This window comes from Runella sp. MFBS21 (assembly GCF_029433105.1).
Classification (GTDB): domain Bacteria; phylum Bacteroidota; class Bacteroidia; order Cytophagales; family Spirosomataceae; genus Runella.
In genome coordinates this window covers 13521-27565 of sequence record NZ_JARNTW010000030.1, presented here as the reverse complement: position 1 = coordinate 27565, position 14045 = coordinate 13521, and the positions used below count along the sequence as shown (strand labels likewise).

At 41.8% G+C, this 14045-nt stretch carries 8 protein-coding genes; 4 read left to right on the top strand and 4 right to left on the bottom strand.

Going from position 1 to position 14045, the window contains the following annotated elements:
• Window positions 1-88: 88 nt before the first annotated feature.
• Window positions 89-1129: a uroporphyrinogen decarboxylase gene (hemE, locus tag P1X15_RS30285; protein ID WP_277341872.1), complete on the bottom strand. Its 1041-nt coding sequence runs from the start codon at window positions 1127-1129 to the stop codon at window positions 89-91.
• A gap of 459 nt (window positions 1130-1588) precedes the next feature.
• Here hemE and sprA point away from each other — a divergent pair, with 459 nt between their 5' ends.
• The gene (gene sprA / locus P1X15_RS30280; protein WP_277341871.1) at window positions 1589-8971 is read left to right on the top strand and encodes a cell surface protein SprA; all 7383 of its coding nucleotides are present in this window, start codon (window positions 1589-1591) and stop codon (window positions 8969-8971) included.
• Window positions 8972-9039: 68 nt separating this feature from the next.
• On the opposite strand, the gene P1X15_RS30275 is transcribed toward sprA, so the two are convergent.
• Entirely contained in the window at window positions 9040-9462 is a 423-nt protein-coding gene (locus tag P1X15_RS30275; protein WP_277341870.1) for a hotdog fold thioesterase, read from the bottom strand.
• Between the two features lie 64 nt (window positions 9463-9526).
• Here P1X15_RS30275 and P1X15_RS30270 point away from each other — a divergent pair, with 64 nt between their 5' ends.
• Entirely contained in the window at window positions 9527-10159 is a 633-nt protein-coding gene (locus P1X15_RS30270) for a histidine phosphatase family protein (RefSeq protein ID WP_277341869.1), read from the top strand.
• A 39-nt stretch (window positions 10160-10198) separates the two neighbouring features.
• Window positions 10199-11101 carry an orotidine-5'-phosphate decarboxylase gene (gene pyrF / locus P1X15_RS30265; protein WP_277341868.1) on the top strand — a complete coding sequence of 301 codons (903 nt, stop codon included), beginning with the start codon at window positions 10199-10201 and terminating at the stop codon, window positions 11099-11101.
• Between the two features lie 36 nt (window positions 11102-11137).
• Here pyrF and P1X15_RS30260 read toward each other — a convergent pair whose 3' ends face one another.
• Together P1X15_RS30260 and P1X15_RS30255 are read right to left on the bottom strand one after the other, a co-directional pair.
• Window positions 11138-11698 carry a pseudouridine synthase gene (locus P1X15_RS30260; protein ID WP_409049720.1) on the bottom strand — a complete coding sequence of 187 codons (561 nt, stop codon included), beginning with the start codon at window positions 11696-11698 and terminating at the stop codon, window positions 11138-11140.
• A gap of 104 nt (window positions 11699-11802) precedes the next feature.
• Complete coding sequence (locus P1X15_RS30255; protein ID WP_277341866.1) at window positions 11803-12984, bottom strand: thiolase family protein; 1182 nt, start codon at window positions 12982-12984, stop codon at window positions 11803-11805.
• A 138-nt stretch (window positions 12985-13122) separates the two neighbouring features.
• On the opposite strand from P1X15_RS30255, the gene P1X15_RS30250 reads away from it, so the two are divergent.
• Window positions 13123-14013, top strand: a complete 891-nt coding sequence (locus tag P1X15_RS30250) for a DMT family transporter (protein ID WP_277341865.1) — start codon at window positions 13123-13125, stop codon at window positions 14011-14013.
• The last annotated feature ends 32 nt before the right edge of the window (window positions 14014-14045 follow it).

Sequence of the window (14045 nt, the reverse complement as noted above, 5' to 3'; positions counted from 1 at the left end):
TAAATGGGTTTGGGATGATATAAAGCACTAATACAAAAACGATTCCAAACTACCGTAAGTATGCTCCCAGTTCGTTAAAAAAAGTTAATTAAGGGGTAAGAACGGTTGAATACTCCTTCACAGCCTCAATAAAGCAACGCACTTTGTCTGGATTGGTATCTGGATAAACCCCATGACCTAAGTTGGCGATGTAGCGGCTGGTCCCGAAGGCTTCAATCATACTCCTGACCTCTTTTTTAATTTGATCATAGGAAGCATACAAAACACAAGGATCTAAATTACCTTGTAAAGTTTTGTTTGGCACCAGCATTCGTGATTCGGTAGGGTCCATATTCCAATCTAATCCAACTACAGAGCAATTGAGATTGCCGATTTCTTGACGGGCAAAAAAAGCACCTTTGGCGAAAACCGTCACAGGTACTTCTGAGATGGCATCACAAATCTGTTTTATATAAGGTAGTGAATACTCGCGGTATTGAGCTGGTGATAAAATTCCCGCCCAAGAATCAAAAATTTGAACTAGATTAGCACCTGCTACGATTTGGGCTTTGAGATAGGCAATGGTACTATCAGTGATTTTTTGCAATAGTTTATGTGAAAATTCAGGGTCAGCGTACAAGGCTTTTTTGGCAACTGAAAAAGTCTTAGAACCGCGCCCTTCAGTCATATAGCAGAAGATCGTGAATGGAGCACCCGCAAATCCGATTAGAGGGACACGGCCATTTAGTTCTCGTTTTACGATTTTGATGGCATCTAGTACATATGCTAAATCCGCTTCAGGCTCAGCAATGCGTAGGCTGTCAATATCGGTCATTGACTGCACTACTTTCGGAAATACAGGACCTTTCTTTTCTTCCATTTCATAAGGAAGCCCCATCGCTTCTGGGATGACTAATATGTCAGAAAAAATGATAGCAGCATCTACTCCCAGTAAATCCACGGGTTGAATCGTCACTTCGGCGGCTAGCTCGGGATTGGTAGCGAGTTTGATAAAACTTCCAGCTTTTTCGCGCACTGCGCGGTATTCGGCCAATATACGCCCTGCTTGGCGCATCATCCAAACCGGTACTCTTTCGGTTTGTTCTCCGCGTGCGGCACGCAGAAGTAAGTCGTTTTTTAGTGATTCCATGATGCAAATGTACGAAGAAGCTAGATGCTGGGATGGACAAGAAAGAGAAATGTAGCGCCTTTTTCTACTAATAAAAATGAAAAAGTTTTGAAAAGTTTAGATTCATTGACGTTCCATAAACATCAAAGCAGAATTAGATATCATAATATTTTTTGAAAAAAGCTGCTATTTATGAAACACGAAATACACAAATATTTTTAATAGCAAAATTTGGTTAAATATGGCTTTTTTGCCCAGAAATTGCGTTTTTAGAAAGCGGATTCCTATATTTACCTCACTTTCAATAAAATTTTTTTTCTGCTCAAAGACGATTGGCAAGGTTTTAGCCGTTAAGGATTTGAGTACGCTGACCGTTGAAGAATCGTGGGCCTTATTAAGAAAAACCTATACCTTATTTCAATAATATCATTCGCTATCTTTGGGTTGTCATGCTTTCTATGGCTGACTAGCCAAGAGGCTGTGGCTCAGTCACAACCTACCAATAGACGAAGCACTACGCCAGATACAAGTCACAGTAATCGCCAAAGCCGTAGACTATTGTACTCGACTTGGATGGATCGATTTGGTAATCGTTTTAATTATGTTCCATCTCGCTCATCGCTTTATTTGCGCGATCCCAAAAGCCTTTCTAATGAATTTCGCTTAGATTCTACCGGCCGTATGTCGGTTTATGAACGCATTGGAGATACTAAATTACCTCCTCTAAATTATCGTAATCCATTGACGATGAGTTATGAGGATTTTCAAAAACTACAAGATAAACGCGTTTTTGAATATCTACGTCGCGAATACTCCGCCAAGCAAGATGGAAAAGGAGCACTTGGAGCCAGAGGACTCCTTCCTAAATTGGATTTACCTCCTGGGTTTGATCGGGTTTTTGGAAGTAATATCGTCGATTTCAAACCCAATGGCTTCGTATTATTAGATTTTGGAGTAATCAACCAAAAAAACCAAGATCCTAATATTCCGATTCGGCAACGAAATCAAACCAACTTTTTATTTAATGAGCAAATCAACATCAACTTCAATGGAAAAATTGGGGATAAACTTGGGATGTTGACTAATTTCGATACTAAGTCGAGCTTCAACTTTGAAAATCAACTCAAACTAGACTATCGGCCTGGGAAGGCTAATTTACCCACCACCCCCAATGTACCGGGAATGGGGCAAACAGGCGTTAATGGGTTAGGGCAAAATAGCACTTTTGGTCAAGGGTTTGGCCCTCAGAGTTATATTCCCGAAAATGAGAGTATCATTCAAGGAGTGCAGGCGGGGAATGTCAATTGGCAATTGCCTTCTCAATTGATTCCAGGAGTTCAAAATCTATTTGGTGCAAAAGTTGACTTACGTTTCGGGCGTTTGACAGCTACGGTAGTAGCGTCTCAGCAGCGTAGCCGTCAGCAATGTATCACCTTGAGAGGTGGGGTTCAAAACCGTGCTTTTGAGATTCGTGCGGATGCGTATGATGAAAACCGACACTTTTTTTTAGGGTACTTTTTTAGAAATAATTATGAAAGATGGCTTGGTAACTTGCCCATGATTATGTCTGGTATAACGGTGACACGTCTAGAAGTGTATGTCACCAACCGTACCAATAATACCGAGACATTACGTAATATAGTCGGTTTTTCGGACTTAGGAGAATCTACTCCTGCCAATACCACCAATCCAAACTTGCAACCAATCTCAGCAAACCAACCTATCAATAATAAAAGCAATGGCTTGTTTGCGAAAGTAACTACTGATAATGAACTCCGTGAAGCTGATAAAACCAGCTTTGCCCTTGATAGCCGTTACAATCTTCAGCGTGGTACGGATTATGACTTACTACGTGGAGCGCGTAAACTCTCCGAACGTGAATATAAATTTCAACCGGAGCTGGGTTACATATCATTGCTAACGCCTCTGCGTAACGATGAAATATTGGCAGTAGCCTATGAGTATACATTCAACGGCCAAAAATACAAAGTAGGAGAGCTCACCGAAGATTATCAATCTCGTCGCGATGATGAAGTTTTGGTGCTTAAACTATTGAAGTCTTCCACTATTCGTAATAACACGGCACACCCTATGTGGAATTTGATGATGAAAAACATCTATTCATTAAATACCACTCAAGTCGCTAAGCAAAACTTTCAGCTGAGAGTCATTTACAAAGATGATTTAACAGGGATTGATAACCCTAACCTACAAGAGGGGCCTATTGCCAATATCCCTTTGGTGAAAGTAATGGGACTTGATAGGCTCAATTCTTTGAATGACCCTGTCTTTGATAGCCAAAGAAATCCTGTAGGAGACGGAAACTTCGACTTTATTGAAGGCGTCACGATAGATAGCCGTATGGGACGAGTGATATTCCCGGTTTTGGAACCATTTGGTGCTAATCTTGCGAAGCAATTTGTAGGACAGGAAGTATTGGCTAATAAGTATGTTTTTAATGAGCTTTATCGCAGTACACAGATTGATGCGCAGCAAATTACTGAAAAAAATAAATACTTCCTTAAAGGGTCTTTTCAAGGAGCAGCCGGCGGCTCTACGGTACAATTGCCCTTTGGAGTATCCGACAAATCTGTAACAGTAAGAGCAGGAGGAGTACAGCTGCAACAAGGTATCGACTATAGTGTAGAAGGGCAATCGGGAGCGGTACGTATCATCAATGAAAGTGTTACTAATTCGGGTCGTGATATTGAAATCTGCTACGAACAGCCTGATTTGTTCCAAAATCAAATCAGGACACTACTCGGAACGCGCCTCAACTACACCGTCAATCGAGACATGCAAGTAGGGGTAACTGCCATGAGATTGAGAGAAACGCCGCCTGGTTTTTTGACCCGCGCTTCTTTGGGCAACGACCCCGTCAGTAACTCAATCATTGGCGCAGATTTGACGTTTCGCAAAGAATCTCGGCTTTTGACAAAACTGCTTGATAAGCTGCCTTTGCTCGAAACCAAAGAAATATCAAGTGTGCAGTTTCAGGGAGAGGTGGCACAATCGTTTGCTGGTTTGCATCCACAAGTTCGGAACCGGATTTACATTGATGATTTTGAGGCGGCTCGTACGCAGTTTGACCTTACACGTCAGCCCAACCGTTGGCGATTAGGAGCTACGCCAGCACAATTCCCTCAGGGTACACCCACCGACCCTCTCCCATACGCTTACAATCGTGCTAAAATTTCGGCTTATACGATTGATATTTCTTTTTCGCCGCAAGCCCAAGCGGGATTGCGTGAGCGACCCCAAAATATTACACCTCAGGATTTTAACAATTTTTATGAACGTCTTTTTCGACCCCAAGATATATTTAAAGGAAGAGGACAGTATTTGGTCAATCTGCCAGAAAGTATCTTAGACATCGCTTATTTCCCACAAGAAAGGGGAATGTACAATTACACTACCGACTTAGATGCCAATGGCTTGCTTCGTAATCCACGCAATAATTTTGGAGCGATAACGCGCGCAATCGGCTCTGATGTAGATTTTGACAATGCCAACGTCGAAATTGTGGAGTTTTGGCTTATGGATCCTTTCAAAGAAGGTCCTAATGGAGTGGTTAAAGATGGAATTGTAAATCGGAATAATACCACTGGCGGAAAACTTTATTTCAACTTAGGGGAGATTTCGGAAGATGTAATCAAAAACGGACGTTATGATTTCGAGAATGGACTGCCTCTAGTAGATAAAGTAGCCACCTCGACTCCAGACCAACCTGCCAATGTAGCCGAAACGGCTTGGGGATATTCGACGCGTCAGCAATATATTATCAATGCTTTTACTAATGAGCCTGAAGCCCGTGCCAAGCAGGATATTGGATTAGATGGATTAAGTAATTTGGAGGAACGTGATTTTTTTAGTGAATATATCCAACGTCTTCCCACCAACCTAACGACAGAGGCCCGCAACCAAATCTTGGCTGACCCTTCGGGTGATGACTTTGAGTTTTATTTTAGTGCCAAAGCCGACAGTGCTAACAAAAAAATAGTGGAACGTTATAAAAACTACATGGGTATGGAAAACAACACCCCTGAGTTTAATAGCACCAGTGAGATTACTCCTGCCTCCACTAATTTACCAGATATTGAAGATCTAAACGTCGACAATACTATCAACGACCAAGAGGCTTATTATGAATACGAAATAGATTTACAGAAAGACCAATTGGGAGTAGGCAAACCTTACATTGTGGATGTAGTGACGGCTCCTAACGATAATGGTGATTTTGTTAACTGGTATTTGTTTCGCGTGCCTGTTAGAGAATACACCAAGAAAGTCGGTAATATCAATGGCTTTAAATCTATTCGTTTTATCAGAATGTATCTTACTGGTTGGTCAGAGCCGGTAGTTTTGCGTTTTGCACAACTTCAGATGGTCGCTACCCAATATCGCAAATACACAGGCGACCTCAATGCGCGTGGTCTTCAGGAAGTTCCCGAACCTTATGATGCGCAATTTAAAATAGCCACGGTAAGCGTAGAAGAAAATGGAACAGCTCCTACTGACCCAAAAGCTCAGAGGTATATTTATACGGTTCCTCCCGGAGTACAGAGGGATGTAGATTTTACAACTCCGAACCAACGTCCCCTCAATGAGCAAGCGATGAGCTTGTGCGTAACCGATTTGCGTGATGGTGACTCTCGCGCAGCTTTCAAAAATGTGCAGAGCCAAAACTTACTATTCCGCGAAAGGCTCAAAATGTATGTTCACATGCATGATGCAATGAGTGGTCAGGTATCAGCATTTATGCGATTGGGAACAGACGTGACTGAGCATTATTATGAAATTGAAGTAACAAACCTCCAAGCTACACTCCCCAATAGAGATATTCCGGAGGAAGTGTGGCCTGCTCAAAATGAAATAGACGTCGAAATTCCTTGGTTGATAGAGGCCAAAGCCGAAAGAGACCGACAGCCTAACCCTTCGTTGAGTGCACCTTATACTGTTACAAAAACTGACAATCTAGGAAGAGTATACCGCATTACGGTAGTGGGACGGCCAGATTTGAGCAATGTGATGGTGATTATGATTGGGATGCGAAATCCCCGTTCGGTAGATCAGTCTCCTCAGAGCTTTTGTATATGGGTCAATGAGCTTCATGTACAAGGTTTTGATAATCAGTCTGGAACGGCTGCCATTGCGCGGGCAGATATTAAATTAGCTGATTTCGCTACGGTTCAAATGGCCGGAAAATGGACTACTTTTGGTTTTGGGGGAGTACAACAAAAGCTCGCTGACCGTTCTCGCGACAATACCACCGAATTTAGTATTTCATCGGCTATAGCATTAGACAAATTGTTGGATGAAAAATGGGGCTTCAAAATTCCGCTCTATGTCAATTATGATATCAAGCAAATAAGCCCTCATTTCAATCCTTACGACCCTGATACACCTTTGGCGATGTCGTTGGCCAATTATGCAGAAAATGACCCGCGACGATTACAACTCGAAAACGCTGCTATCGAAAAGGCCGAACGACGAGGGTTTAACTTTTCTAATGTTCGTAAAACCAAAACAAATCCTAATGCTAAGCGGCATTTCTGGGATTTTGAAAACTTTGCTTTTACATATGCATACAATGAGCAAACACGCCGCAGTAGTATGGTTGCTGATTATACGCAAAGACAATATCGTGGAGGGATTGTATACCAATATGGTTTTCCTCAACGACCTTGGGAACCATTACGAAATATCAAAGGATTTGAACGTCCTTATTTAGAGCTACTTAAAGATTTTAATCTTTCTCTTTTGCCCACTCAGATAGCAATACGATTTGATGCCGACCGTAGTTTTATTCGTACGCAATATCGCAGTGGAGACCTTTCAGATGTGGGTCAATATCCGTTGTTTGAAAAATATTTCTTGTTTAATCGAGCTTATGATCTCAACTGGAACTTGACCAAAAATGTGGTGCTAACCTATAGCGCTTTAGCCAATGCTATCATAGACGAACCTTTAGGAAATATTGATACCGAAATCAAAAGAGATTCCGTTTGGCGTAACTTCCGAAGTTTTGGTCGGATGAAAAATTATGACCAAAAGATAAAACTTACTTATAGACTTCCGCTCGAAAAAATTCCTCTCCTCGACTGGATGACTGCCGATTATAATCATAACATCAATTATCAGTTTTCGCCTATTACTTCTTTCTCTTCCTCTTTGTACAGTGGTACAGATGGATTGAATAGTAGTGGTTTAAATAATGCTACCTATAATACAAATACTTCCAATCAAAGTTCAGCTTTTACTGCGGGTGGTTATCGCCTTACAGATACTGATAATTATCTTTTGGGAAATAGCATTCGAAATGGTAGAGAACAATCCATAAGAGGAAAAGTAGATTTTGTGAAATTATACAACAAACTACGTTATCTAAGATTTGCCAATAATCCTTCGCCTCCTCGCAAAAACTTTGCCCGTAGCCCTGGCGACGATGAAGATGTGGCGCGAGAACCAAGTAAATTGTTGAAAAATATCACTCGTTTGTTGATGACAGTGCGGGGCATTGATGTGGATTATACTATCCAAAAAACAACGATGTTGCCAGGGTATTTGCCTGGAAGCCAAGGTGTATGGGGGCTTGAGGGTACAAAAGTTACTTCTTTGACTCATTTTATTTTTGGTAGTCAGAGCCCTAATGTTTTGTATGATGCAGCCGCAAAGGGAGATTTGACCAGAAGTACCATGCTCAATGTGCCTTTTGTGCAGACCGATAGTCGCTTGTTTAGAATCAATACCCGTTTGGAGCCGTTCAAAGATTTTAAAATACAAATCAATGCCCAACTCAAACGAGGTGATGAATATCGCATGTTTTATCGCGTCACAGATTCTACCGACCGAACTACCTATAGAGTTCAAAGCCCAGTAAGAAGCGGTAATTTTCAAATGTCTTTTATGTCTTTCAGAACGGCATTTGCTAAAATCAACAAGGATAATTCTTCACCTATTTTTGACCAATTTAAAGCCAATAGAGCAATCGTGCTAGAGAGGTTAATGAGAAGGGAAGGAAAGCCAGAAAATGTTGAGTATAACCTCAACTCTCAAGATGTACTGATTGCAGCATTTTTTGCGGCTTATAATGGTAAGGATGCTAATGAGGTAAGAACCAACCCCTTCCTTGGGTTTCCATTGCCCAACTGGCGGGTAGATTATGGAGGGTTGTCGCAGATTCCTTTCTTCAAAAAAATCTTTAGTGCATTTACTTTGGAGCATAGCTATCAATCTACGTACAGCGTGGGTAATTTCACCTCTGCTTTGGATTATAATGAAGCCTATACTCAATACCTCACGCTCGACAACCGGGATTATCAGTTGGCTTTGTTAGGCGGTGAAAACAACAATGCTATTCCTATTTTTGTAATGAGTACCATTACTTTGTCTGAGCGGTTTTTTCCACTGATTGGGTTCCGAGCTCGTACTCAAAACAAAATCGATTTGCGTCTTACTTATAATCAAGATCGAACGATTTCGCTCAATTTATCAAATGCCCAATTGGCAGAGATGTTTAACCGTGATATCACGGCCTCAGTAGGTTTTACGCGCAACAACGTACGGATTCCTTTCAGAATCAACGGGGAATTTAAAAAACTCAAAAACGACCTTTTGTTTCAGTGTAATTTTACCATCCGAGATACTCGTACGGTTCAGCGTCGTTTTGATGAGCCTCCTACGGCTATCATGGGTAATTATAACTTCCAACTACGCCCGCAAGTCAACTATACTGTGAGCAAATTGTGGAGTATTCAGTTTTATTTTGACCGTACTTTCAACAATCCTTATGTACTCAATTCGTACCGTCGGGCTACCACGGCAGGAGGCATACAAGTGCGATTCAATGTAGCGGAGTTGTAATGAAAAGACTTTCTAAGAATTAGGGGGCAATGCCTTAAACTTAGAAAGTCTTTTTACAAAAAACGGCATTAATTTACTGATATAATCGCCATCGTAAGCCGACTCACACATACCAATTTCCCTTCTTCGTTAGTGATTTTGATTTCCCATATTTGGGTACTCCGCCCTATATGTATAGGCGTAGCAGTGCCATATACCCACCCGCTTTTGACGCCTCGGATATGATTGGCGTTGATTTCGAGACCTACAGCTTGCTGCCCCGAATTAGGAGCAAGTGTCAGGAACGAAGCGACACTACCGAGGGTTTCGGCAAGTACTACGGAGGCTCCTCCGTGCAAAAGCCCGAAAGGCTGGTGAGTGCGATGGTCCACTGGCATTTTGGCCGTGATAAAATCCTCGCCTATTTCAATATATTCGATACCTAGCTGATTTGCAATGGTATTTTTATTCCATTGCTGGATTTGTTCGATGGTAATATTTTTGTTGAACATCGGGAAAAGGGGTAATTTTGTAATGAGAGTCAAAATTATTATAAAATATAACCTACCTAACAAATTGTCTTCTAAAACTATTTACCTCATTCGTCATGGCGAAACTGACTACAATCGTCGCGGCGTAGTGCAAGGAAGTGGCATAGATGCCGAGCTTAATGCCCTAGGTCATGCACAAGCTAACGCTTTTTATGAAGCCTATCAGCACCTGAATTTTGATAAGATTTATACTTCTAAACTCATTCGAACAGTGCAGAGCGTTCGGGGGTTTTTAGATAGGGGCTTGCCTCATGAATCTTATGAAGGCCTTAATGAGATTAGTTGGGGGATAAGGGAAGGGCGTACTCCTACTAGCATGGACAATGACTATTATCGAGAGTTGGTGACAAGTTGGCAAGGAGGAAAAATCGACTTGCAAGCCGAAGGAGGAGAAAGCCCAGTGGATGTCAAAAATCGACAACTGCCAGTGATTGATTTGATTTTGTCAAGGCCTGAAGAACGCACCATTTTGGTAGCTATGCATGGACGCGCCATGAGGGTATTGTTGGCTACCTTGTTTGAAAAACCCCTCTATGAAATGGATAATTATTTACATACCAATTTAGGGTTGTATTTGCTTCATTATGACTATCCTACCAAGCGTTTTTCTTTGGAAAAAGAAAATGATACTACCCACTTAGTCAATATTGTGGTGTAGCTTATTTCTTATCAAGTCTGAACTTACTACCCTATAAATATGACCCGCGAACAACTCATTGAACAAATAAAACGTAAGAAATCATTTCTCTGTGTGGGGCTTGACCCAGATTTAAAAAAAATACCCAAACATATCTTGCGTGAACCTGATGCCATTTTTGAATTCAATAAAAGAATCATTGATGCCACGGCACCCTATGCGGTAGCTTATAAGCCTAATATTGCTTTTTACGAAGCACTCGGGCCTCGTGGATGGAATAGCCTTCAGCGGACTTTAGGGTATATTCCCAAAGAATGCTTTACTATTGCTGATGCAAAGCGAGGGGATATTGGCAATACCTCTTCATTGTACGCACAGGCTTTTTTTGATAAAAGCTCTTCAGGAATGTCTTTTGATAGTATCACTGTGGCTCCCTATATGGGTAGAGATTCGGTTATTCCTTTTTTAGATTTTAAGGATAAATGGGTGATATTGTTGGCTTTGACTTCCAATGAAGGCAGTGCCGATTTTCAGATGAACTTGCTTAACCCCAGACTGACACGAAACGATGAGGATGATTTGGGGCTTATGAATAGCCAAGTCGTGCTAGACAATGAAAATGAGTTTGTGTTTGAACGGGTCATTAAAGTATCTCAGCAATGGGCAGGAGCCGACCGCCTGATGTATGTAGTAGGCGCAACCAAAGCACCCATGCTAAAACAAATACGTCGCCTAGCGCCCGATCATTTTTTATTGATTCCGGGAGTGGGAGCACAAGGAGGAAGCATGGAGGAGGTTTGTAAATATGGGATGAACAAAGACTGCGGCCTGCTAGTAAATGCCGCTAGAAGTATCATTTATGCTTCTTCAGGGGTTGATTTTCCGCAAAAAGCGGCAGCAGAAGCCAAAGCAATGCAGCAAGAAATGGAGAAATATCTACAAGAGTTCGGTATTTTGGCTTAAGTCAAAGAAAAAACTCAAAAAGTAGGCAGCTGTATTTCACACTTGATTGATTTTTAGCTTTTTAAGAAGCCATTCTTTTTCTACTTCTAGTACTTCGCCTGGTTGGAGATTGCCAAGTTTGATGTCTTCGATAGACCAGCGTACAAGACGAAGGGTAGGAAAGCCCACGGCAGCAGTCATACGACGAACTTGCCGATTTTTGCCTTCGTGTAAGGTAAGTGCTATCCAACTCGTAGGAATATTTTGTCGAACCCGAATCGGAGGTACACGTTCTGGCAAGGGGGGAGGAACTATCAAAAGTTGTACTTTAGCGGGCTGTGTATGGTGGGGCTTTCCGTCAATTGAAATGGTAACTCCTTTTTTTAGCGCTTCTTGAGCCTCGTTAGTAATCTGCCCGTCGACTTGTACAAAATAGGTTCGCTGATGTTTGAACTTGGGGTTGAGTAGGCGATGATTGAGGCTAGTATCATTGGTCAACAACAACAAACCTTCGCTATCCGCATCAAGACGCCCTACCGGATAAACATCCTTTGAAAACTCATAGGGCAAATCGGCCAAAGTGGGTTTATCTCCTTCGACCGAAAACTGTGAAAGCATTCCGAAAGGTTTGTAAATAAGAAAATAACGGTTTTTCACTAGATTGTTAAAAATAAAAAGTCAGATGAGATACAAGCGTTTTTCATCTGACTTTTGTGCTTTTATTAAAGGTTTTCGATAATCATGGCAGAGGCACCGCCGCCGCCGTTGCAGATAGCCGCCAATCCGTATTTCCCTCCTTTTTGAGTCAGTACATTTTGGAGCGTTACGATGATACGAGCACCTGAGCAGCCAAGAGGATGCCCTAGAGATACCGCTCCGCCAAATACGTTGGTTTGTTGATGCGAGATTCCCATTTCTTTCATGAATGCTAATGCAACTACCGCAAAAGCTTCGTTGATTTCAAAGTAATCAATTTGAGAAGTAGTCAGACCTGCTTTTTTAAGAGCTTTAGGTGCGGCTACAGTTGGCGCAGTTGTAAACCACTCAGGTTCGTGCTCGGCATCGGCAAAAGCGACAATGCGGGCGAGAGGTTCTATCCCTAATTCTTTTACTTTTTGTTCGCTCATCAAGATGGTAGCGGCGGCTCCGTCATTGATAGTAGAGGCATTGGCGGCGGTTACGGTTCCTTCTTTGCTAAAAGCAGCGCGCAGAGAAGGTATTTTGTCAAATTTTACATTCTTATATTCTTCGTCTTGAGAAACTGTGACAGGTTCGCCTTTTTTTTGAGGAACTTGAACGGGTACTATTTCTTTGGAAAAATAACCCGCTTCCCACGCCGTAGCGCTACGTTGATAAGAAGCAATCGCAAAAGCATCTTGCTCTTCACGGCTAAAATGATATTTTTGGGCGGTAGCATCGGCGCATACTCCCATGGCCATTCCACCATAGGCGTCGGTAAGACCGTCTTTGGCTAGTCCATCGATAAAGATACCGTTGCCATAGCCATATCCGCCAAAACGCGCTTTATCAAGGTAAAAAGGAATTTGGGACATATTTTCCATGCCACCTGCTACGATGACATCGGCTTGCCCGAGCATGATATCTTGAGCGGCTATCATCATGGCTTTCATGCCAGAGGCGCATACTTTATTGATAGTGGTACATGTTACATTTTTGCTTAAGCCACCGCCTAAAGCAGCTTGGCGGGCGGGAGCTTGGCCTAAGTTGGCCGATACCACATTGCCCATATAAACGGTTTCTACCAAAGCGGACTCAATCCCGGCGCGAGATACGGCTTCTTTGATGGCAGTAGCTCCTAATTGCGTAGCCGAAACCCCTGACAAACTTCCTCCAAAGCTACCAATAGGAGTTCGGACGGCTGATACTAAATATACTGCTTTCATGTTGTTGATGATTTTTGTAAATACATAGACCACTTCCCAAGATAGAAAATTCTCTGAAAATACTACCTGACAAATGCCTCCTTTTCAAAAAGGAAGAACCAAAGTTAAAGCATTTTTGGTTTAGTTGATATGACTCGAATGTATTACTGGTTAGGTGCTTTTTTGGTTTTCTTTGCGGCATTTTGTTTTGCGTTGAAAGGTATTTTTATCAAACTCGCGTTTCGATATGACATAGACTCCATTTCCTTACTAACATTGCGGATGGTTTTTTCGCTCCCCATATATCTATTTATAGCGTGGCGATTAGCGGCTCGAGAGCAAAATGTAAAGCTCTCTCTTCGTGAATGGGGGTGGGTCTCAATATTAGGAATCATGGGGTATTATGTAGCGAGTTTTTTCAATTTTGAGGCATTCAACTACATCACGGCAAGTCTTGAGCGAATTTTGCTTTTTATTTATCCCACCTTTGTGTTGCTTATCAATGCTTTTTTTCGTCAAAAACCTGTTTCTAAACTTCAACTTCTTGCCTTGGGATTGACGTATTCGGGTATTTTACTGGCGTTTTTTGAAAATATCGATTCAGCCCAGCAAACAAACCTCTTTTTAGGTGCGTTTTGGGTGATTTGTAGCGGTTTGGCTTATTCCTTGTTTTTGGTAGGAGGAGATAAAATTATTCCGCAAGTGGGTCCCCAAAAGTTTACGACTTATGCACTTATCGCGGCTACTGTGCCTGTGATGATACATTGTTTTATTGCTAATCGTTTCCAGATTTGGCATTATCCAAGTGAAGTATATTGGATTGGTATTACGATGGCTATCTTAGTGACGGTATTGCCTACTTTTGCTATTGCCGAAGGTATCAAACGAGTCGGCTCGGGCAATGCGTCTATTATTGCCAGTATTGGGCCTATTTTTACAATTTTTTTAGCCACTTATATCCTAGATGAAAATATTTCACTACCCCAAATCCTAGGTACTTTGCTTGTGCTATTGGGGGTGTTTTTGATAGGGTGGAAAGGCAAAAAATAACCGACAAAAAAAGCCTATATAAACTTCTTTTG

What these genes read in the sequence shown, in the direction of transcription:
- hemE (WP_277341872.1), bottom strand. Translation starts at nt 1,129, where the DNA reads ATGGAATCACTAAAAAACGACTTACTTCTGCGTGCCGCACGCGGAGAA.
- P1X15_RS30275 (WP_277341870.1), bottom strand. Translation starts at nt 9,462, where the DNA reads ATGTTCAACAAAAATATTACCATCGAACAAATCCAGCAATGGAATAAA.
- pyrF (WP_277341868.1), top strand. Translation starts at nt 10,199, where the DNA reads ATGACCCGCGAACAACTCATTGAACAAATAAAACGTAAGAAATCATTT.
- P1X15_RS30260 (WP_409049720.1), bottom strand. Translation starts at nt 11,698, where the DNA reads ATGCTTTCACAGTTTTCGGTCGAAGGAGATAAACCCACTTTGGCCGAT.
- P1X15_RS30255 (WP_277341866.1), bottom strand. Translation starts at nt 12,984, where the DNA reads ATGAAAGCAGTATATTTAGTATCAGCCGTCCGAACTCCTATTGGTAGC.
- P1X15_RS30250 (WP_277341865.1), top strand. Translation starts at nt 13,123, where the DNA reads ATGTATTACTGGTTAGGTGCTTTTTTGGTTTTCTTTGCGGCATTTTGT.